The 21,467-nt window shown below is 69.6% G+C and carries 13 protein-coding genes; 6 read left to right on the top strand and 7 right to left on the bottom strand.

All coding sequences use genetic code 11. The annotated features are described in order from the left end of the window. Positions 1-45: 45 nt before the first annotated feature. From KY572_RS24665 to KY572_RS24635, 7 genes are all read right to left on the bottom strand, one after another. Complete coding sequence (locus tag KY572_RS24665; RefSeq protein ID WP_224245404.1) at positions 46-912, bottom strand: AraC family transcriptional regulator; 867 nt, start codon at positions 910-912, stop codon at positions 46-48. A 117-nt stretch (positions 913-1,029) separates the two neighbouring features. Next, positions 1,030-2,574, bottom strand: coding sequence for a hypothetical protein (locus KY572_RS24660; protein WP_224245403.1), 1,545 nt, complete (start codon positions 2,572-2,574; stop codon positions 1,030-1,032). A 198-nt stretch (positions 2,575-2,772) separates the two neighbouring features. After that, positions 2,773-3,606, bottom strand: a complete 834-nt coding sequence (gene rsmA, locus KY572_RS24655; RefSeq protein WP_224245402.1) for a 16S rRNA (adenine(1518)-N(6)/adenine(1519)-N(6))-dimethyltransferase RsmA — start codon at positions 3,604-3,606, stop codon at positions 2,773-2,775. 15 nt (positions 3,607-3,621) lie between these two features. Then, on the bottom strand, positions 3,622-4,620 hold the full coding sequence (gene tsaD, locus KY572_RS24650; protein ID WP_224245401.1) for a tRNA (adenosine(37)-N6)-threonylcarbamoyltransferase complex transferase subunit TsaD: 999 nt from the start codon (positions 4,618-4,620) through the stop codon (positions 3,622-3,624). A 42-nt stretch (positions 4,621-4,662) separates the two neighbouring features. Continuing rightward, complete coding sequence (locus KY572_RS24645) at positions 4,663-7,554, bottom strand: response regulator (RefSeq protein ID WP_224245400.1); 2,892 nt, start codon at positions 7,552-7,554, stop codon at positions 4,663-4,665. 152 nt (positions 7,555-7,706) lie between these two features. Beyond that, positions 7,707-14,300, bottom strand: coding sequence for a DnaJ domain-containing protein (locus tag KY572_RS24640; protein WP_224245399.1), 6,594 nt, complete (start codon positions 14,298-14,300; stop codon positions 7,707-7,709). 33 nt (positions 14,301-14,333) lie between these two features. After that, the gene (locus tag KY572_RS24635) at positions 14,334-14,837 is read right to left on the bottom strand and encodes a tRNA (cytidine(34)-2'-O)-methyltransferase (RefSeq protein WP_224245398.1); all 504 of its coding nucleotides are present in this window, start codon (positions 14,835-14,837) and stop codon (positions 14,334-14,336) included. A gap of 17 nt (positions 14,838-14,854) precedes the next feature. Between KY572_RS24635 and KY572_RS24630 the strand changes: the two genes are divergently transcribed. The 6 genes from KY572_RS24630 (at position 14,855) to KY572_RS24605 (ending at position 21,454) form a co-directional block, all read left to right on the top strand. Beyond that, on the top strand, positions 14,855-15,238 hold the full coding sequence (locus tag KY572_RS24630) for a DUF192 domain-containing protein (protein ID WP_224245397.1): 384 nt from the start codon (positions 14,855-14,857) through the stop codon (positions 15,236-15,238). Between the two features lie 107 nt (positions 15,239-15,345). Then, a complete protein-coding gene (locus KY572_RS24625; protein ID WP_224245396.1) occupies positions 15,346-16,110 on the top strand; it encodes a Stp1/IreP family PP2C-type Ser/Thr phosphatase in 765 nt (254 codons plus the stop codon). 177 nt (positions 16,111-16,287) lie between these two features. Then, on the top strand, positions 16,288-17,292 hold the full coding sequence (locus KY572_RS24620) for an ATP-binding cassette domain-containing protein (protein ID WP_224245395.1): 1,005 nt from the start codon (positions 16,288-16,290) through the stop codon (positions 17,290-17,292). A 42-nt stretch (positions 17,293-17,334) separates the two neighbouring features. Continuing rightward, positions 17,335-18,054, top strand: coding sequence for an ABC transporter permease subunit (locus KY572_RS24615; RefSeq protein WP_224245394.1), 720 nt, complete (start codon positions 17,335-17,337; stop codon positions 18,052-18,054). A 13-nt stretch (positions 18,055-18,067) separates the two neighbouring features. Beyond that, the gene (locus KY572_RS24610; protein ID WP_224245393.1) at positions 18,068-19,699 is read left to right on the top strand and encodes a GldG family protein; all 1,632 of its coding nucleotides are present in this window, start codon (positions 18,068-18,070) and stop codon (positions 19,697-19,699) included. Between the two features lie 27 nt (positions 19,700-19,726). Beyond that, positions 19,727-21,454 carry a DUF4340 domain-containing protein gene (locus KY572_RS24605; RefSeq protein ID WP_224245392.1) on the top strand — a complete coding sequence of 576 codons (1,728 nt, stop codon included), beginning with the start codon at positions 19,727-19,729 and terminating at the stop codon, positions 21,452-21,454. Positions 21,455-21,467: the final 13 nt, after the last annotated feature.

Genomic DNA, 21,467 nt, shown 5'->3' with positions numbered 1-21,467 from the left:
TATGCTTGTCATACCAGTTCGGTACCGAGCCAACCCACCGCGGGCTCAGCGCGAACCCGGCGTGCCCGGGTGGCGGTTTCGCGCTCGCCAGGCGGCCGGGGTGGCGCCATGGGTGCGCCGGAAGATCCGGATGAAGTGCGTCGCATCCGCGTAGCCCACCCGGTCGGCGATGACGTCGACGAGTTCATCCGAGTGGAGCAGCCGGCGGCGGGCCTCGCTCATGCGGCCGGCGATGATCCACTCCTGGACCGAGCGGCCCGTGGCACGCCGCACCGCCGTCGTGAGGTGGGCGGGCGAGCGGTGGACCGCGGCCGCCACGTCCCGCAGGGAGATGGGCTCCAGGCAGCGGCGCTCGATGAAGCGAAGGGCGTTGGAGACGACGTCATCGACGGCTGGCGCCTGCTCGCCCCGAGAGGTAGCTCGGGAGACCTCGGCGAGGATCAGCGTGGTCAGGCTCTTGCGGATGACCTGGGTTCCTTCGCGGGTCTCCGTGAGCTCGCGCTGCAGCTCTTGAAAGAGGTTCTCGAGGAACGGCCGACGGCTCTCGGGGATCGTCACGACCGCCGAGGCGCCCGAGCGCACCCGCTCGAAGGGCTCGAGGAGGCTCTCGCTGCCCTCGGCCACGACGCACACCGGACAGAACCCGAGCCCCCAGACCTCGAGGTGCTCCCCTTCCTTGAAGCGATGGGGCGAGCCCGCGGGGATCAGCAGGACGTCTCCCGCCCGCACGGTCCAGTGGCTCTCGAGTTCGAGGGTGGCGCTGCCCGCCGTATAGAAGGTGAGCGCCATGTAGTCGTGAGTCACGGCGTCATCGAGCCGTCCATGCGGGGTGACGCCGCGCCTCATCACGAAGATGGGCTTTCCCTGTCCCAGGGTGTTGTCGGACCGGACTCGCGGGCGTCGAGTGCTCACGCTCCGGGTCTACCCCGGCCGGTGCGCCGTGGCCAGGGGCGCTCGGCTCCTCTGACACACGGGGAGTCGCCGCCGCCCGGCCCCGAGAGGGTGAGGCCAGGCAGTGCCTCGTGCGCGCTACGGGCAGTCCGTGCCGCAGGTGGCGTTCGTCTCCCAGGCCTGGCACACGTTGTCACCGCACGCGGAGCCGAGGAACGCGTCGAGCACCTGCTTGCGGCGCGGGATGAAGGTGTTCACCAGCGCCGGTGAGATGCGGTGGCGCGGACCGTCCGGGCCCGGGTCGGTCTGCTCGGAGATGTGGGTGAAGCCCAGCGAGGGGGGCCAGATGATGCCTCCGCCCAGGTTCGCCCCGTTGCTGAGGCGGTGGCAGCCGGCGCACGAGAGCGCCATGGCTCGCGCCACCACCTGGTCCGGCGTGAGCGAGCTGCCCAGGGCGTTCAGCTCATTCTGGATGTTCGCCCGCAGGGTGCTGGGGCCCGTGCCGAACTGGTTCACGTAGTGGTTCTCCATCGGGTTCTGCGCGTCGCTCTGGCCGCTGTTGAACGCGTCCGGGATGCTCAGGCCGAAGAGGTTGATGTCGTTGACGGCCAGGCTCGCCACCTGATCGGGGAAGACGACGCTCTGGAAGTCCGACGTCCGCGGATGCGTCGAGCCGGGGTTGAAGAGGATGCCGCCCGGGTTGCTCTTCACCGTCACGGGGATGAACTGGACGGTGCACGGGCCGGCGCTGCAGTTCCGGCGGAGCTTGAACTCACGCAGGTTCCAGGTGGGCTGCATGAACTGGTTGATGCGCACCTGCCCGGTGTTGCTGGGACGGTTGCCCAGGTTGTCGGCGTGGATCACCGGCACGAAGCCCGGCAGCCCCAGGAAGTAGAAGTTGCGCAGCTTGTCGCCTCGCGAGTTCACGTCCGCGTCCGCGGTGAGGCTGCTCCAGAAGCTGGCCACTGGACGGCAGCCCTCCAGTCCCTGGGCTGGCGTGGGATTGGGCAGCACCGCCTCGAAGATAACGAAGAGCCTGTCGCGGGGGTTGGTGATGCCCGAGCGCCTGGCGAAGACGATGCGGTACTCGCCGCAGTTGGCGCCGTTGGTGGGCGCCAGATCAAAGCGATTGAAGAGGCCGACCGCGAGGTAGGCGCTGGGGCTCGTCGTGGCGTTGAGGAAGGGGTTCACGAGGGCCTGGCCGCCCTCTGCGGGCCGACACGGGAACGGGAAGCCGTTCATGTTGGCGATGCCCGGGCTGTCGCAGTGCGGACCCGCGCCCAGACCCGGGCCCGGTCGCTCCGTGTCCCACCACTGCTGGAAGAGATCCAATGCCGTGGTGGGCACGCCGCTGGTGCCCACGAGCTGATCCATCACCGCCTGCAAGGTGAACTTGTTGAGGATGGCGGTGTCGGTCACCACGAGCGAGCGCTGCGGATCCACTCCGCCAAGGGGCGGGGGCGGAGGTGGTGGCGGCAGCGGGGGTGGCAGCTGCTGCTGATCCGGAGGCGGAGGCGGCGGGGGGAGCATGCCGATTCCCCCGCGCTCTGGTTGGGTGGGCACGCTCTCCGGTACCGGGTCCACCGTCGAGGTGTCCTCGGTCATGGCACCACAACCGCTCGCCCACACCGACAGGATGGCTCCCAGCATGACTGCTCGGCCCTGCTCGCTCAGACTCTTCATGGCTCCCTCCACAGGCACAGCTGTCTTTCTCGGAGGAGCACCCGGACCGTGCTCCTGGCCTGTGCTTGAGCAAGGCGTGCGCCAGCCACGGCGAACCGGTGAGTTCGCGTGGTTACGTCAGCCGCGTGTCTTAAGGGATGCGGGAAGTGCAGAGAGCACTGCGGATTCCGCAGTGCGGGTGCCGCAAGCGCTCTTTCCCTATGGCGAGCCCACCGGCCCCAGGGCCTGCTCCAGCGCGGCGAACTCCTGGGGCGCGAGCGTCTCTGCCCGACGCATCGGGTCGATACCCGCCGTCTCCAGCGCCTTCGCGTACTGCTCAGGCGTGGCCAGCGTCCGGTCCGACTTGAGCGAGTTCAGCAGCGTCTTGCGCCGCTGCGCGAACGCCGCCTTCACCAGGCGGATGAAGCGCTCCTCGCTCACCACCGGCGCCCGCGGCGCCTTCAGCCGCGTCAGCCGCACCACCGCCGAGTCCACCTTCGGCGGCGGGTGGAACAGGTGCGCCTCCAGCGTGAACAGGTGCTCGATGTCGAAGTACAGCCCCAGCAGCACCGTCAGCAGCCCGTAGTCCCGCGTCCCCGGCTCCGCCGCCAGCCGCTCCACCACTTCCTTCTGGAGCGTGAACACGGCCCGAGACACATGCGCCCGCTGCTCCAGCACCTGGAAGAGGATGGAGCTCGTCAGGTGGTACGGGAGGTTGCCCACCACCGCCACCTCCTCCGCCCCCGCCGCCTGCGCGAAGTCCACCGTGGCCGCGTTGCCCGACACCACGCGCACCCCCGGGATGGCCTCCTTCTCCAGCACCGCGAGCATGTCCCGGTCCTTCTCCACCGCCGTCACACGCGCCCCCGTCGCCGCCAGGAAGCGCGTCAGGTGCCCCAGCCCCGGCCCCAGCTCCACCACCGGCTCGTCCTTGCGCAGTTCCAGCGCCTCAGCGATCTCCTGGAGCGCTCCCTCGTCCCCGAGGAAGTTCTGTCCCCAGCTGTGCTTGGCGTGCAGCCCGTGGCGCTTGAGAATCTCTCGCGGCGATTCCACCCGTCACTTCCTCCTTCACATCCGCCAGGCCGGATCCGCCGCGAGCTTGAAGTCCCCTCGCAGCCCGCGACGCCAGGCCTCGTACCCAGCCACCGCGATCATGGCCCCGTTGTCCGTGCACAGCCGCACCGGCGGCAGGTAGAGCTTCAGGCCTCGCTCCTCGGCCCGCTCCAGGCACAGCGAGCGCAGCCGCGAGTTCGCCGCCACTCCTCCACACACCACCAGCCGCTGCAGCCCCAGCCGCCGCCCCGCGGCGATGAACTTCTTCGACAGCGCGTCCGCCACCGCCTCCTGGAACGAGGCGCACAGGTCCGCCAGCGCCTGCCCCTCCGGCACGCCGTGCTTGCGCACGTGGTTCAGCACCGACGTCTTCAACCCGGAGAAGGACACGTCGAACGTGTCCGGCTGCGGCAGCGCGCGCGGGAAGTGGATGGCCTGCGGATCGCCCTTCTGCGCCAGCTGATCGATAGGCAGCCCGCCCGGATACGGCAGGCCGAGGATCCGCGCCGTCTTGTCGTACGCCTCGCCGGCCGCGTCGTCGCGCGTGCTGCCCACCAGGCGGTAGCGCCCGTAGTCCTGCACCTCGTAGAGGCTCGTGTGCCCGCCCGAGACGACCAGCCCGAGGAACGGCGGCTCCGGCGCATCCTCCAGCAGCCGGATGGCGAGCAGGTGGCCCTCCAGGTGGTTGGCCCCCACGAAGGGCTTGCCGGTGGCCAGGCTCAGGGACTTGGCCACCTGCACGCCCACCAGCAGGGCGCCAATCAGCCCCGGCCCCGAGGTGACGGCGATGAGGTCCACGTCGTCCAGCGTCTTGCCCGCGCGCGTGAGCGCCTCGTGGAGCACCGGCATCACCTGGACGATGTGGTTGCGGCTGGCGAGCTCCGGAACCACGCCGCCCCAGCGACGGTGGATGTCCACCTGCGTCGAGACGACATCCGAGAGCACGCGCCGGCCGTCCTCCACGAGGGCGGCGGCGGTCTCATCACAGCTGGTTTCCAGTCCCAGTACGAGCAAGGCAGTGACCTTCCAGGCCCTCGAGGGCCTGAGCCCCCGCCCCTACTTGCCGCCCAGCTGCTTGAGCGCGAGGCGCACGTCGGCGGCGAACTTCCCGGAGGGCTCCATGGCAAGGTACTTCTTATAAGCCGCGACCGCCTGGTTATTCTGCTGGGTCACCTGGAGCGCCATGCCCAGGGCGAACCACGCCCGGGCGTTGGTGTCCTTGTCCTTGACCACGTCCTGCAGCAGCCGCGCCGCCTCGCGATAGGCGGAGTCGCTCGTGCTGCCCATCACCAGGGAGAAGCCCAGCCCCTCCTTGGCCTCGCTCGAGCCCGGCCTGGCCCGCAGGGCCTTGCGGAACTTCGACGCGGCGAGCTTGTAGTTGTCCGAGGCGATGGCCGAGCGCGCCTGCCGGATGGAGCTCGCATACTCGGCCTCCAGATCGACGGGCTTCGAGGTGTCCGCGGGCGGCTCGGGCGGCTCCTCCGGCTCCGTGGGCTTCGCCGTCTCGGCCACCGTGGGCTTGGGCGTCTCCGTGGGCTGAGCCGTCTCCGGCGGCTTGGGCGTCTCCGGCGTCTTCGCCGCGTCTTCCGGCCGCGCGGCCACCGTGCCCGCCTCCGTCGGGGCGGACGCAGGCTCCTTCACCACCGCCTCGGGAGGCTTCGTCTCCGGCGTCTCGGGAGCCTTCGTCTCCGGCGCCTCGGGGGGCTTCGTCTCCGGCGCGTCGGGGCGCTTCGTCTGAGGATCGGTCTGCTCCGGCGGCTTCGTCGTCGGCCCGGAGGTGCCCGAGTCGCGAGTGCCCATCACCACGGCGGCCACGGCGACGATCGCCGCGACGCCGATGCCGATGAAGAGGCCCGTCCGCTTGGGCTTCACCGCGCTGGCGAGCGCCGCATCATCGGCCTCCGTGTCCTTCTTGGACGCGGGCGCCGACACCGGCTTCGCAGGCGTGGGAGCCGGCGCCGGCGGCGTCTTGAAGTCCAGCGTGGGCAGCGGCGGGTCCTCGCGCTTCGGCGCCGGCTTGGGCGCGGCGGCCGCCGGCACGGGCGTGAGCGTCGGAGGAGACGTCGGCGGAGTCTTCGGCTCGGGCTCCGGAGCGGCCGGAGCGCCATGCCCCGGGTACGGCGGGAGCGCCAGCTGCGCCGGTGGCTGCGCCGGAGCCTCCTCCTCCACGGGGATGGGAGTGCTCGCCGACACAGGCGCCGTCACATGCGTCACCTCGGAAGACGGCGGTGACGGAGGAGGCGGCGGAACCGGCGGCAGCGGGTTGGGACCGATGGCGGCCCCACCGAAGATGGGAGCCCTTCCAGCGCCGTTCGGATCCTGGGACGCGTCCGCCGTGCTCGCGGCAGCCGGCGGAGTCGCCTCGGCCGACGGCGAGCCGTGCGAGTGGGACGAAGCGCTGGCCTGAGCGGCGGCACGACCTCCCGGAGCCCACGCGGGAATCGGCGCCCAGGTGCTCGCCGAGCCCAGGCCATCGGTGTCCACGCGGCTCCAGTCCAGCAGCAGGCTGCGCCGCGCATGCTCCTGCGCGCGGTGCTCGGGCGGAGGCTCCACGAGGAACGAGGAGGACTCATCCGAAGGCGGAGACGGCACGGACGACTGCACGGTCGGCGTCTCCACCGTGGGCGCGCTGCTGGCGCGCTTGGGCCGCGGCTGGAAGACGACGACATTGGCCGGCTGGGCCGAGGGCTGCCCCGCGGCAGGAGGAGGCGGCGGCGGGGCGCTGGCGGCGGGCGCCGGCGGAGGCTCCACCGCGGCAGGCGCCGGAGGCGCGGGAGGCTTCGTCTCGGAGGCCTGCGCGGCAGGCGCGGCGGGCGGAGGAGGCGGCGCCACCGCGGAGATGGCCGGAGGCGGCGGCACGGCGGCCGTGGCCGCGGCGGGATCCGCCACCGGCTCGGTGGCGGGAGGCTCGGGCGTAGGCGCGGGCGGCGGCGGAGGCAGCGGCGCCGACGCGTGCAGCCACTCCTCGATGCCAGGCTTGCCGCTCTGGATGGGCTCCTGCGACACGTTGCCCAGCTCGCGGATCAGCCCCTCGAAGTACAGCTTGCTGATGATGCCCAGCGCGGCCAGGTCCTCGAAGTCCGAGTCCTCCACCACGCGGCTCAGGGTGCGCTTGCCGTCGAACAGGCGCAAAAGCCCGTTCACCTCGTCGGGGATCTCCGACAGGCGCTCGGCCAGCTGGTGGTAGTCGATCTCGAACACCGTCTCGAGCGGCGGCAGCTGCTCGAGCATGCGGCCCCACTCGTCCAGCCGGCGCATGCCCTCCATGAGCAGGCCCTGGGTGGAGACCTCGATGCGCTCGGGCCGGTCCAGCGGGGTGAACTGCACCTCGAACTGGCCCTCGAAGGTGTTCAGCATCCGGTAGAACGCGTTCTCACCCTTGAGGCGCCCCAGCTCCGCGTCGATGACGCGGCCCTCCTTGAAGTAGATGGCGCCGACGCGCTCGCCCTGGATGGAGATGGTGCCCGTCTTGCGGCCGATCTCGAACGTCTGGACCAGGTCCACCACGCCCATGTCGGCCAGGCTGCCGGAAAAGCCGCCCTTGGTCGTCTCGCGCTTCTCGATCCTCTCCTTCTCCGCCTTCTGGAGGATCATCTTCACGCGGGTGACGATCTCTTTGATGTAGATCGGCTTCGTCAGGTAGTCGTCGCCACCGAGCTCCAGGCCGCGGACCTTGAACTCGACCGACTTCTGGTTCGTCAGGAAGACGAAGGGGATGTGCTTGAAGCGCTCATCCGACTTGAGCGACTTGCACAGCTCGAAGCCGTCCATCTCCGGCATCTTCGTATCGGCCAACACGAGATCCGGCGGACTGATCTGAACCTTCTCGAGTGCGTCCTTGCCGTGAATGGCCGTCGTCACGGAGAAGCCCGCCTTCTTCAGGCTGACCTCCATCACGCGAAGGCTCTTCGCGTCACCATCGACCAGGAGCAGGTGCTGCTTGGCCACGTTCGGTTGCCTTTCCCTACGGACGGCTCACGAGGAGCCCGACGCCCAGGAGTCGCGGGATGATCACGCCCAATCTCCAGGCATGTCAATGGTTTGGCCGGCTCCTCCCCCTACCCGTCGAGCAGGGGCACGAATGCCTGGCTGGTGGATGTTCAGCGGAAGAAACCCTTCTTGGGAGGAGGGGTGTTCTTCTTCCGCATCTCGATGAGCCGCAGCTCCTGGTTGGCTTCCAGGTGCTTGGGATTGGCGCGCACCGCCTCGCGGAAGTGGCGCTCGGCCCGCTCGCCGTCGCCCTCGACGCGGGCGATGACCCCCAGCTGGTAGTGAGCCCGATCACAGTTGGGATCGGCCTTGATGGCCTCGGCCATCATCTGCTTGGCCTTGGCCACCTCCGCCTTGCGCTGGGGATCCATGTAGATCGTCCAGGCGAGCGCGGCCAGGTAGACGGGCTTGGGCTCCAGCGCGTAGGCGCGCTCGAAGTGGGTCGCGGAGGCCACGAAGTCCCGCTTGCGGAAGAAGATCTCCCCCATCTTGAAGAGATCCCCAGGGTCGCTGCCCGAGGTGCCCTTGCCGCCGGGACTCATGCCCGGCGCGGACGGGGACGGAGGAGGCTTGGGAGCCGCCGCCTTCTTCAGGCTCTCCACGTACGCGGCGCGCTTGGCGTCGTCGTAGAGGATCTCGTACGCCTCGCGGATGGCCTCGAAGACGGAGGTCATCTTCGGCGCCAGGTGCGGCAGCGAGGGCGGCAGGCGGTCCGGGTGGAAGACCTTGGCCAGGCTGAGGAACGACGCCTTCACCTGGTCGCGAGGCGTGTCCGCCGTGACGCCGAGGATGGCGAAGTGGTCGGGCTTGTTCTGCAGCTCGGAGAAGCGCTGCTCGATCTGCTGCGCGAGCCCGGAGTCCTCCGCGCCGGGCGGAGGCGCCGCTGGAGCAGGAGCCGCCACGGGCTCGGGGGCCGGGTTGACGGCGACGGCTCCGACCGGGGCATCCGGCCGGGCGCCCAGGGCGCCCATGTTCTCCATGGCGCGGCGCAACAGGCGTTGCCGCCGCTGCCGAGCCGCTTCGTCAGGGTTGGAGGGATCTCCCGCCACGTCGTCCTCGTCGAAGTCCCAATCGTCTAGATCACTGAGATCATCCAGCCCGTCGAGCTCATCGTCCAGGGCTCTCGCGGATGGGGTGTTGCTCGCAGTCTGGCCAGTTGCCGAGGCCTTGTCACCAGGGGGAGGTGGGAAACCGCCCACGGCGGAGGTCGGCTGGGGAGAAACCGCCCCGGGAGGTTCACCTACATCGGCTCCTGCCTGGGGGACTTCCTCCTGGACGAGCGACTCCAGGTGGGACTCCACCTTGTTCAGGGCGGCCTCGAAGGAGGCGGAGAGGTTGGTGGGGATCTCCGTCTCGTCGAAGGTGACGATGCGCCACAGGTCGTCCTCGCCGGCCGGGCGAGTGTCCGGCCCCGAACGAGAGGGCTGGCTGGGAGGGGGCGTGGGGCGCGCGGTGACGGCTGGTGCCACCGGGAGGGGCGCGGGGGTTGGCGCGCGCGGAGCGACGGCCTGGCTCGGCGCGGCCGCCGTGGCGGGCGGAGGAGCCTGGAGCCCGGTGCCGGGTGGCTCCATGAAGGGGACGAGATCGCTCCACATGTCCTGGTCCAGATCGACTTCCTCCGTCGTGCGATCCGTGGACGAGGACTGGGCGGCAGCCGCCTGGGGCTCGGGCTCGAACGGCGAGGGCTGCGCCGGGGTGGCGAGTGGCTCCTGGGGAGCGTCGTCCGCCGCCGTGGCGGACCTGGCGGCGCGCACGGGCTCCTCGGTGAGCCAGGAGTCGACCCGAGGCGCTACCGTGCGCCGCTGCGCCTCCTCCAGGTCGTGGAGGAGCGCGGCCTCCGCCTGCTGTCGCGCATGGCGCAGGGCCTCCTTGTTCTCCGAGAGCAAGGGCTCCTGGGGCGCGGGCTCCGGGTGCGGGATGGCATCGGACCAGGAGAAGTCGGTGATGGACGCCGCCGGAGCCGGGGCCGGGGCTTCCTCGGCGATGAAGTCCCCGTCGTCCAGGGCGACCGGCTCGATCACCTCCTCGGGCTGTGCGGGTTCCGCGAACGGATCCGACTCCGCGGCGCGGCGCGCCTTCTCCGCCAGTCGGGCTTCCTTGGATCGACGCCGCTCCTCCGCGAGGCGGGTCTCCTCATCCTCGAAGGGATCGGCGAACGGATCGACGGCGGTCGAGGGCTCCTCCGCCGGACGGGTTCCGTGCCACCGCGCGGCCTCGGCGGCCTGACGCGCCTCGGCGGCCTGACGCAGCTCCTCGGCCAGACGCGCTCCTTCGGCCTGGCGGGCCTCTTCCGCGAGTCGGGCCTCCTCGGCGTGGAGCTCCGCCTGGCGCGCCTCCTCCATCAGCAGGACGGCATCGTCGAGGTGGACCTCCTCGACATGCCGCCTGTCGTCTGGAGGCGCTTCGTTGCCACTGGCGGGCTCCGCGAGCTGGGCGGCCTCCGCGATTCGCCGGGCCTTGGCCGCCAGTCGTGCCTCCTTGGCTCGGCGGCGCTCTTCCTCGCGCAGAGACTCCTCGTCCTGCGGCGTAGCCTCGGGCTGGGGCGCGGCCTCCACGGGATGTGCAGCCTCGGCGGCCTGACGGGCCTCGGCAGCCAGACGCAGTTCCTCCGCCAGAGGGGCTTCCTCGGCCTGGCGGGCGTCTTCGGCCAGCCGCGCTTGCTCGAAGGGGCTCGGCGCGTCCGCGGGCGCTGTCTCCTCGACCGGGAGCACCTCCTCGAGCGCGAGGACTTCCTCTTCGGGCTCGGTCTGCTCCTGGAGCGGAGCCGACTCCGCGGCCTGACGCGCCTTCTCCGCCAGACGGGCTTCCTTGGCCTGGCGCTGCTCTTCCTCGCGGCGGGCCTCCTCATCCAGGAAGGGATCAGCGGGGGCTGGGAACTGCTCCGCCTGACGCGCCTCTTCCGCGGCGCGGCGAGCCTTCTCCAGCAGGCGCGCCTCCTTGGCGCGGCGGCGCTCCTGCTCGACGATGGCTTCCTCGGCCTGACGGGCTGCTTCGGCCTGTTGGGCCTCGTCGGCCAGACGAGCTTCCTCTTCCAGCCGAGCGGCCTCGGCCGCCTGACGAAGGTCCTTCGCCAGCCGCGCGGCTTCCGCCAGGAGCCGATCCTTGTCCTGACGCGCATCCTCGGCTTGCCGGGCTTCCTCCGCCAGACGCCGCTCTTCGGCGAGGCGGAGGTCCTCTGCCTGACGAACCTCCTCTGCCTGGCGAGCCTCCTCTGCCTGGCGAACCTCCTCTGCCTGGCGAGCCTCTTCGGCCTGACGCGCTGCTTCGGCCTGACGCGCCTCTTCAGCCAACCGAGCCTCTTCGGCCTGACGCGCTTCCTCCGCCAGCCGAGCCTCTTCAGCCTGGCGAGCCTCTTCGGCCAACCGAGCCTCTTCGGCCAACCGAGCCTCTTCGGCCAACCGAGCCTCTTCGGCCAACCGAGCCTCTTCGGCCTGACGCGCCTCTTCTGCCAACCGGGCCTCTTCGGCCTGACGCGCCTCTTCGGCCAAGCGGGCCTCTTCCGCCAGACGCCGCTCCTCCGCGAGCCGAGCCTCTTCGGCCAGCCGGGCCTCTTCGGCCAAGCGCATTTCTTCGGCCTGACGAGCCTCTTCAGCCAACCGAGCCTCTTCGGCCTGACGCGCCTCTTCAGCTCGACGAGCTTCTTCGGCCAGTCGGGCCTCTTCGGCCAGTCGGGCCTCTTCAGCCAACCGAGCCTCTTCGGCCAAGCGCGCCTCTTCAGCCCGACGAGCTTCCTCCTGCCGGGCTTCCTCAGCGCGACGAGTCTCTTCAGCTAGCCGCGCTTCTTCAGCTAGGCGAGCCTCCTCAGCCAGACGCTTCTCTTCAGCGATCCGCGCCTCTTCGGCCAGTCGAGCCTCTTCCGCCAGCCGTCGCTCTTCCTCGATACGAGCTTCCTCGGCTCGACGAGCCTCCTCCGCCAGCCGGGCCTCTTCGGCCAAGCGCGCCTCTTCCGCCAGTCGGGCCTCTTCGGCCAACCGAGCCTCTTCCGCCTGACGCGCCTCTTCCGCCAGGCGCTTCTCCTCGGCCTGGCGAGCCTCTTCGGCCAGCCGCGCCTCTTCGGCCAGCCGCGCTTCTTCAGCCAGTCGGGCCTCTTCCGCCAGACGACGCTCTTCCTCCAGTCGAGCCTCTTCTGCCAGTCGAGCCTCTTCCGCCAGACGCTTCTCCTCAGCCTGGCGCGCCTCTTCGGCCAGCCGCACTTCTTCAGCCAGACGACGCTCTTCCTCCTGCCGGGCCTCTTCAGCCAGTCGAGCCTCTTCTGCCAGTCGGGCCTCTTCGGCCAACCGAGCCTCTTCCGCCTGACGCGCCTCTTCCGCCAGACGCTTCTCCTCGGCCTGGCGAGCCTCTTCGGCCAGCCGCGCCTCTTCGGCCAGCCGCGCTTCTTCAGCCAGTCGAGCCTCTTCCGCCAGACGACGCTCTTCCTCCTGCCGGGCCTCTTCAGCCAGTCGAGCCTCTTCGGCCAGCCGAGCCTCTTCCGCCAGACGCGCTTCTTCAGCCCGACGCGCTTCCTCCGCGAGGCGAGCCTCTTCAGCCAGCCGAGCCTCTTCCGCCAGCCGACGTTCTTCCTCGAGGCGAACCTCTTCCGCCCGACGCGCTTCCTCAGCTAGCCGGGCCTCCTCAGCTAGCCGAGCCTCCTCGGCCAGTCGTGCCTCTTCGGCGAGCCGAGCCTCCTCGGCCAGTCGTGCCTCTTCAGCCAGCCTTCGCTCCTCCGCGAGACGGGCCTCCTCGGCTTGACGGGCCTCTTCAGCCAGGCGCTCCTCTTCAGCGCGACGAGCCTCCTCGGCCAGACGCGCTTCTTCCGCAAGGCGCCTCTCTTCTGCGAGTCGCGCCTCCTCAGCCAGGCGAGCCGCTTCAGCCTGCCGGGCCTCTTCAGCCAGACGCTCCTCCTCGGCTCGACGGGCCTCTTCAGCCAGCCGGGCCTCTTCGGCCAGACGACGCTCCTCGGCCAACCGGGCCTCTTCAGCCAGGCGGGCCTCTTCAGCCAATCGGGCCTCTTCAGCCAGGCGGGCCTCTTCGGCCAGTCGGGCCTCTTCAGCCAGACGCTGCTCCTCCGCGAGGCGAGCCTCTTCCGCCAGCCGGGCCTCTTCGGCCAGACGACGCTCCTCCGCGAGCCGAGCCTCTTCCGCCAGCCGCGCTTCTTCAGCTAGGCGAGCCTCCTCGGCCAGACGCTTCTCTTCAGCAATCCGCGCCTCTTCGGCCAGTCGAGCCTCTTCCGCCAGCCGGCGTTCTTCCTCCAGACGGGCCTCTTCAGCGCGACGAGCCTCCTCCGCCAGACGAGCCTCTTCCGCCAAACGACGCTCTTCGGCCAGCCGCGCCTCTTCCGCCAGCCGAGCCTCTTCCGCCAGCCGGGCCTCTTCGGCCAAGCGCCGCTCTTCAGCGAGCCGCGCCTCCTCCGCCAGACGAGCTTCTTCGGCCAGCCGGCGCTCTTCAGCCAATCGCGCCTCTTCCGCGAGACGACGCTCTTCCGCCAGCCGCGCCTCCTCCGCCAGGCGCTTCTCCTCCGCCAGGCGCTTCTCCTCCGCGAGCCGAGCCTCTTCGGCGAGCCGAGCCTCCTCTGCCAGGCGCTTCTCCTCCGCGAGCCGAGCCTCTTCGGCGAGCCGCGCCTCCTCGGCCAATCGCGCCTCTTCCGCGAGCCGGGCCTCTTCCGCCAAACGACGCTCTTCTGCGAGCCGAGCCTCTTCAGCCAGTCGGGCCTCTTCAGCCAGTCGGGCCTCTTCGGCCAGCCGAGCCTCTTCCGCCAGCCGACGCTCCTCGGCCAGACGAGCCTCTTCAGCCTTGCGCGCCTCTTCCGCCAGCCGACGCTCCTCGGCCAGACGAAGCTCTTCTGCGAGCCGAGCCTCTTCAGCCTTGCGCGCCTCTTCCGCCAGCCGCGCCTCTTCCGCCAGCCGCGCCTCTTCGGCCAGACGCGCTTCTTCCGCCAAGCGCGCCTCTTCCGCCAGCCGTCGCTCCTCGGCCAGTCGAGCCTCTTCCGCCAGTCGAGCCTCTTCCGCCAGCCGGGCCTCTTCGGCCAGCCGACGCTCCTCCGCCAGCCGCGCCTCCTCCGCCAGCCGCGCCTCCTCCTCGATCCGTGCCCGCTCTCGCGCCTCCCACTCCTCGACGCTCAGGGACTCGACGAGCCCCTCGCGCTCGAGCAGCTGCAGCAACACCTCCTGAGCCAGCTTCAGCGCCTCCGGCTGCCGGAAGGCCCCCAGCGTCCCCAGCAAGGCCCGCTCCTCCTCGCTCGAGAGCCACGGCTCGCACGCCGCCACATCCGCGCAGCGGTACACCCTCGCCCCTCGCCCCTCCCCCACCGCCGGCTCCAGCGCGGCCCGAATCACCCGGGCGCCGGCAATGGGCCGGAACATCTCCTCCACCTCGCCCGGCTCGAACGCGGAGCGCTCGGCCAGCTGGCTCAGCCGCCGCACGTGGGCGAGCACCTGAAGCTCGGCCACCGCGCCCTCCTCGAGGCCCAGCTCCTCGAGCAGGTCCTCATCCGGCCTGCCCGCCCCACCCCGAGCCCAGAGCGCGTCCAGCGCCTCCACCTTCAGCCGACCGCTCAGCAGCAGCGCCTGCGCCGGGCTCTGGAAGCCGAACCCCAGCTGCGTGCCGACCAGGTTCCCCTCGTGCAGGAAGAGCCGGGACTGCCTCCCCCCCGCATGGAGCGTGAGCTGCCCGGTGGCGCGAGACTTGTGGGCGGAGTAGAGGGCGTCAGCGACGAGAGAGGGAGACATTGCCCCCCGAGTCTATTCCCTCTACGGGGACCCTCAACTTGCCGGGGGCGGCTGCCTGGCCGCCTCCCCCAGCTGGACCTGACGCAATGCTTCGTAGGTGGCAATGCCCACGGAGGTGGACAGGTTGAGGCTGCGCCGCTCCGGGAGCATGGGGATGGTCACCGGCTGCCCGGATCCGCCCTCCATCAGCTCGGCCGGCAGCCCCGTCACCTCGGAGCCGAACACCAGGTGATCCCCCGGCTCGAACCGCGCGGCATACAGGGATGTAGTCGCCCGGGCCGAGAACAGCCACCGCCGGGCCTCCGGGTAGTCCGCCAGGTAGGAGGCATAGGTGGGATACAGCTTGAGGAACACCTTGTCCCAGTAGTCCAGGCCGGCGCGCTTCAGGTCCCGGTCCGCGATGGAGAAGCCGAGCGGCTCCACGAGGATGAGCCGGCTGCCCGTCACCGCGCACAGGCGGGCGACGTTGCCGGTGTTGGGGGGAATCTGCGGCGACACCAGTACCAGGTGCAGCGGCCGCGCGAGAGGCTCAAGCATGGGGTAGAACGCTCGGCATGCGCTGGAAGGTGAACAATCTGACGCGGGGGAAGCTGCTGGCGGATCGCGCCGAGCGGGCCAGCTCGTTCATGGACCGCTTCATGGGGCTGATGGGACGGCGCTCGCTGGCGTTCGGCGAGGGCATGCACATCGTTCCTTGCAACTCCATCCATACCTTCTTCATGCGCATCCCCATCGACGTGGCCTTCCTGGACCCGGACGGGCTCATCGTCAAGCAGATCCCGGCGATGCCCCCCTGGAGGCTCAGCTCGGTGTACTTCAAGGCCCACTCGGTGCTGGAGCTACCGGCGGGGACGCTGGCGGGAAGCCAGACCCAGGAGGGGGACAAGCTGCTCTTCGAGCCCGTGGACCCGGCCGCCGGGCAGACGGCCCCCGAATGAGCGCCACAGGAAGGTGAGGATCGGTTTTGCCCCCTCAGGGGCGCTTTGTTAACCTGCAGGACTGTTTCCACGCGTCCCACAGCCACGCGTCACACGAGCTCCCCAGCATGCGCATCGAGGTAGCAGGCATCACCCACGTCGGGATGAAGCGCAACCACAACGAGGACAACTACCTCCTGCTGCCGGAGGAGAACCTCTGCTGCGTCGCCGACGGCATGGGCGGGCACTCCTCTGGAGAGATCGCGTCCAAGATCGCGGTGGAGGAGCTCGGCGAGTTCTTCCGGATGACGTCGCGCGACGCGGACGCGACGTGGCCCTTCAAGATGGACAAGACGCGCAACTACGATGAGAACCGGCTGGCCACCGGCATCAAGCTGGCGAACTCGAAGATCTTCGAGCGCGCCGCCGGCGACACGAAGTTCAAGGGCATGGGCACCACCATCGTCACGGTGTACTTCGCCAATGCCACGGCCTACGTGGGGCACGTGGGCGACAGCCGCGTCTACTTCTTCCGGGACGGCACCCTCAAGCAGGTGACGGAGGACCACTCCCTGCTCAACGACTACCTCAAGGCGAAGAAGCTCACGCCGGAGGAGATCGAGAACTTCCCCCACAAGAACGTCATCGTCCGCGCGCTGGGGATGAAGGAGTCCGTGGTGGTGGACGTCACTCGCATCGAGCCGAAGGAGGGCGACGTCTTCCTGCTCTGCTCGGACGGCCTGTCCGGCATGGTGACCGATCCGCAGATCCAGGAGGTGCTCGGGCGCACCTCGGAGCTGGAGAAGGCCTGCTCCCAGCTCATCGATCTGGCCAACGCCGCGGGTGGTAACGACAACGTCACCTGTGTGCTGGTTCGCTACTACAACAGCTGACCCGCCCACGTTCCCGAGCCGGGAATAGATGATTTTTTCGGGGAGTTTCTGGCCCCCTTTTCGATTGCCTCAGCGGGGCGAGTCAGGCTCGTACCCGTGCTGGGTAATGCCGATTTCTACTTCGCCCGCCGCGCGGAATTAGGCGCGCTTCACGAGGTGAAAATCGTGACGCAATCGATGATTCAGATCGAAGGGCTGACCAAGAGCTATGGCGCCACCCAGGCGCTGCGTGGGCTGAGCTTCGAGGTTCCACGCGGCCAGGTGGTCGGGTTTCTCGGTCCAAACGGCGCAGGCAAGTCCACCACCATGCGCATCCTGGCCGGCTACGTGACGCCGAGCACGGGGACGGCGAAGGTGGCCGGGGTGGACGTGGCGGTGGATCCTGTGGCCGCGCGACGCTCCATTGGATACCTGCCGGAGAACAACCCCCTCTATGAGGAGATGATGGTCCGGGAGTTCCTGGGCTTCATCGCGGAGCTTCGGGGCATCCCTCCGGCCCAGCGCAAGGCGCGCATCCTGCGCACCGCCGAGCGCTGCGGCCTGCAGAACCACCTGGGCAAGGACATCGGCCAGCTGTCCAAGGGCTACCGGCAGCGCGTGGGCCTGGCGCAGGCCATCCTCCATGATCCGGACCTGCTCATCCTGGATGAGCCCACCACGGGCCTGGACCCCAACCAGATCGTCGAGATCCGCAACCTCATCAAGGAGCTGGGGCGCGAGAAGACGGTCATCCTGAGCACCCACATCCTCAGCGAGGTGCAGAGCACCTGCGGCCGCGTGCTGATCATCAGCGACGGCCGGCTGGTGGCGGACAACTCGCCCGAGCGGCTCACGTCGGGCGAGGGAGGCGCCGTGGCCGTGGTGCTGGCCTCGCGCACGGGCTCGCGGCTCGACCCGGGGGCGGTGCGCCAGCTGCTGGCGGCCGTGCCCGGCGTGTCGCGCGTGGAGACCACCGAGGGCGAGGGCGCCGACACGCTCGGCTTCACGCTCCGGTACGGGCTCGAGGATCCGCGCCGCTCGCTGTTCGAGGCGGCCGTGAAGAATGACCTGCTGCTGCTCGAGGTCCGACGCCAGCAGATCAGCCTCGAGGAGACCTTCCGCAAGCTGACCGCGGCGGAGAACTCCGACACGCCGCGTCCGGCGGCGGAGAACTCCGACGGCGCCCGCTCCGCGGTTGCCTGAGTTCCCCCCATTCATCGCCCTACATAAAGAGAGGTTCAGGCCATGAGTACGTCCTTGGCGATCGCCAGACGTGAGTTCAAGACCTTCTTCAACTCTCCGATTGCGTACATCGTGCTCGGCGGCTTCCTGCTGGTCGCCGGGTGGATGTACTTCAGCACGCTCTTCCTGGCGGGACAGGCGTCGCTGCGCGGCTTCTTCGGCATCTCGCCGGTGCTGTTCGTCGTCTTCGCCCCCGCCATCACCATGAGGCTGGTGGCCGAGGAGCGCAAGACGGGCACGCTGGAGCTGCTGCTGAGCATGCCGCTGCGCGACTGGGAGGTGGTGGCGGGCAAGTTCCTCGCGGCGCTGGCCATGATGGGCGTGGGGCTGCTGTGGACGCTGCCCTACCCCGTCACCGTGGCGGCGCTGACGGCACAGGGCGCCAGCTTCGACTGGGGCCCGGTGGTGGCCGGCTACCTGGGCCTGCTGCTGATGGCCTCCAGCTTCATCGCCATGGGGCTGTGGGCCAGCACGCTGAGCCGCAACCAGATCGTCGGCTTCATCATCGGGCTGCTGCTGTGCTTCGCCTTCTACTTCGTGGACAAGTTCGCCCTGCTGCTGCCGGACGCGCTGGCGGAGCTCTTCCAGTACCTCTCGGTGGACTACCACTTCGAGAACATCTCCCGCGGGGTGCTCGACAGCAGGGATCTGCTCTTCTACCTGAGCCTGACCGCCATCGGTCTGCTCATGACGACGCGGTCGCTGGCCGCGGTCCGCCAGTGAGTGAGGTGCTCCCATGCGTGCTGATTCTCGCAACGCGACTGTCTTCCTGATGGCCCTCGTGGGCATCGTGGTGCTGCTCAACCTGCTCGCCGTCCGCACCTTCTTCCGTGTGGACGTGACGAAGGAGAGCGTCTACACGCTGGCCAGGGCGTCCAAGGACACCATGGCCGGCCTCGAGGATCCGGTGACGGTGACGGCCTACTTCACCGAGAACCTGCCGGCGCCCTACTCCGGCAACGCGCGCTACGTGCGCGATCTGCTGGCCGAGTACCGCTCGGCCTCCCAGGGGAAGCTCTCCTTCGAGTTCATCGATCCGTCCGCCCAGGAGACGGAGGAGGACAAGGAGGCCAGGCGCGAGGTGAAGCGGGACATCTTCGGGCGCCAGTTCCGCGAGCAGACCAGCGTGGAGCGCGAGCTGTCCTCGCTGGGCATCCAGCCGGTGGAGATCCGCGTCATCGAGCAGGACCAGATGCAGACGAAGCGGGCCTACATGGGGCTGGTCATCAAGCACCAGGAGAAGAAGGAGGTCATCCCGGTGGTCCAGGACGTGGGGACGCTGGAGTACGACCTGACCAGCCTGATCCGGAAGATGACCCGGCCCAAGACGCCGGTGCTGGCCATCCTCCAGGGCCACGGGGAGCCGGCCCTCCATGAGAAGTTCACCCGGCTCCAGGCGATGCTGTCGCAGCTCTATGACGTCCGCCCGTTGGACCTGACGGGCAAGGACAAGGTGGACGACGACGTGGACGCGCTCCTCGTCCTGGGGCCGAAGACGGCCTTCAAGCCCGAGGAGCTGCGCGCGGTGGACCAGTTCCTCATGAAGGGCAAGAGCGCGGCCTTCTTCCTGGACTCGGTGCAGGTGGACACGCGGACGCTGGAGACGACCCCGGCCGAGCACGGCCTGGGGCCCCTGCTGGCCACCTACGGCATCACCGTGGGCGACAAGCTGGTGGCGGACGTCCAGTCGGCGCACCTCAACGTGGAGGAGCGCCGCGGCTTCATGGTGGTGTCCATGCCGGTGCCCTTCCCCTTCATCCCGCAGCTACAGCGGCTGGAGGTGGACAGCCCCGTCACCCGGGGGCTCTCGGGCGTCACCTTCCCGTTCGTGACGGATGTGACGACCCAGCCGGTGGAGGGCACCCAGGCCACCGTCCTGGCCCGCTCCTCCGCCAAGAGCTGGCTGGAGTCCAAGCCGTACAACATCGACCCTCGGCGCGACTGGCGTAACGAGACGATCACTCCCGCCGGGCCCTACAACCTGATGGTGCAGGTGAGCGGCAAGCTCAAGAGCCACTTCGCCTCGGAGGCCAACGCCTCCAGCCCCAACGGGCCGGTGCTGGCCGACAGCCAGGGCGAGTCCCGCGTCATCGTCGTGGGCGGCTCGTCCCTGCTGTGGGACGACTTCATGGCGCGGCCCAACCAGGCGCTGCTGCTCAACGTGGCGGACTGGCTGCTGCTGGATCCGGCGCTGCTGGCCATGCGCACGCGCGGCCTGGCGGGAGCCCCGCTGCAGCAGGAGCTGAGCGAGGCCACGCGCAACGGGGTGAAGTTCGGCAACGCGCTCGGGCTGCCGCTGCTGCTGGCGCTCTACGGAGTGGTGCGCTGGCGCAGGCGTGAGGCGAGCCGGAACGTGGCCATGACTTGAGAACTGGAGCTGATTGCGAGGGTACCTATGAAGAAAGGAACGCTCGTTGCCATTGGAGTCTTTGCGGTCCTCCTCCTGCTCTTCCTCACCACGCGCGAGCGCCAGGTGAGCGAGGGCGTCACGAAGCTCGAGCTGAGCGGCCTGGAGAAGGACGCCATCTCGGGCCTGGAGTTCTCCGGCCCGCGGTCCGCCACCCTGCGCAAGGAGGGCGACGCCTGGGTGGTGATCGATCCGGCGAAGCCGGACACGAAGCACCCCGCCGACGAGGTGCAGGTGCGCTCCGCGCTGGACAGCCTGCCGGCCCTGAACAGCTCCGAGCTGGTGACGGAGCGGGCCGAGAAGCACGCCGAGCTCGAGGTGGATGACGCCCATGGCAGCAAGGTGCGGCTGCTGAAGGGAGGCCAGCCCGTGGCCGAGCTCATCTTCGGCAAGACGGCCAGGAATGGCACCTATGTGCGCAAGGCCGGTAGCAACACCGTGTTCGCCACGCCCAGCCGCCTGGGCTGGATCGCTCGCCGGGAGTTCAACTCCTGGCGCAAGCGGGACTTCATGGAGCTGAAGCCGGAGGAGCTGGCGCAGGTGACGGTCCGCCCGGCCGGTGCCGAGCCCTACACCCTCGAGGCCGGAGACGCCGGGAGCTGGAAGCTGAAGGAGCCCGCCCAGCCGCCAGCGGACTTCCGCTTCGACCCGCAGGTGGCGCGCTCCATGGTGCACCAGCTCACCTCGCTCTCGGCGCAGGACTTCGCGCAGGGCCTGAGCGACGACAAGACCGGTCTGGCGGGACCGCATGACGTGCTCGAAGCCCGGCTCAAGGACGGCAAGGTCGTCACGGTGCACCTGGGCACGCAGAGCGATCCGCGGGACGCCCCGGATGCCAGCCTCCTCAAGCAGCGGTTCTCGTTCGCGGACGGAGCGGGGACCGCGGACTCGAAGGTGACCCTCGAGGACCTCCAGAAGGTGGCCGCCACCCCCGAGCAGGAAGAGGACCTGCGCAAGGTCGCCACCCGCCTGATGTCGGATCCGGCGGCGTTCGCGCGGCTCGACACGGGTGGCTTTGCCGCCAACCCGAAGGACGGCGCCATCACGCTGGACGACCTGAACGGCGCCTCGAAGACGCTGGGGCTGGTGCCCGTTCGCAAGGAGGGGGATGCGCAGCTCTACATGGTGTCCGCGCCCGTCGCCCAGGGGCTGCGCAAGCGGCTGACCGAGCTGCGCGACCTGTCCCTGCTCAGCTTCGATCCCCAGAAGGTCACCCGGCTCTCCATCCAGGCCGGCGGCAAGAAGACGGTGGTGGTCAAGGACGGCTCCACCTGGAAGCTCACGCAGCCCGAGAAGCTGCCGGCGGGCTTCGAGTTCGATCCGAGCCGGGTGGATGCCCAGCTGAGCGAGCTCAAGGGCCTTCGCGCCGCGAGGTGGCTGGAGACGCCCGTCAGCGACGCGGATGCGGGGCTGGGCAAGCCGTCGGCCGTGGTGGAGCTCACCCTCGAGGGCGGCGGCACCCAGTCCCTGCGCTTCGGCAAGGAGACGACCTCGGCCACCGGGGCCGCGGAGCTCTTCGTGAAGGGAGCGGTGGACACGGCCGTCTACGCCACCCACCTGGGCCAGCGCACCCGCTTCGAGCCCGGCGTGGAGCTGTTCAAGAAGCTGCCCACCGCCCCCGAGACCACCGCCTCGATGCAGGGCTTCGAGAGCCTCCCGCCCGACATCCGTCGCCAGATCGAGCAGCAGCTCCGCAGCGGCCGCTCCCATCCGTGACGAACGGCGCGAG

It is taken from the genome of Hyalangium gracile (assembly GCF_020103725.1).
Classification (GTDB): domain Bacteria; phylum Myxococcota; class Myxococcia; order Myxococcales; family Myxococcaceae; genus Hyalangium; species Hyalangium gracile.
This window is presented reverse-complemented; position numbering and strand designations above follow the sequence as displayed.

Coding starts and splice junctions, on each gene's coding strand:
- KY572_RS24660 (WP_224245403.1), bottom strand. CDS start 2,574: ATGAAGAGTCTGAGCGAGCAGGGCCGAGCAGTCATGCTGGGAGCCATC.
- KY572_RS24640 (WP_224245399.1), bottom strand. CDS start 14,300: ATGTCTCCCTCTCTCGTCGCTGACGCCCTCTACTCCGCCCACAAGTCT.
- KY572_RS24635 (WP_224245398.1), bottom strand. CDS start 14,837: ATGCTTGAGCCTCTCGCGCGGCCGCTGCACCTGGTACTGGTGTCGCCG.
- KY572_RS24630 (WP_224245397.1), top strand. CDS start 14,855: ATGCGCTGGAAGGTGAACAATCTGACGCGGGGGAAGCTGCTGGCGGAT.
- KY572_RS24625 (WP_224245396.1), top strand. CDS start 15,346: ATGCGCATCGAGGTAGCAGGCATCACCCACGTCGGGATGAAGCGCAAC.
- KY572_RS24620 (WP_224245395.1), top strand. CDS start 16,288: ATGATTCAGATCGAAGGGCTGACCAAGAGCTATGGCGCCACCCAGGCG.
- KY572_RS24615 (WP_224245394.1), top strand. CDS start 17,335: ATGAGTACGTCCTTGGCGATCGCCAGACGTGAGTTCAAGACCTTCTTC.
- KY572_RS24610 (WP_224245393.1), top strand. CDS start 18,068: ATGCGTGCTGATTCTCGCAACGCGACTGTCTTCCTGATGGCCCTCGTG.
- KY572_RS24605 (WP_224245392.1), top strand. CDS start 19,727: ATGAAGAAAGGAACGCTCGTTGCCATTGGAGTCTTTGCGGTCCTCCTC.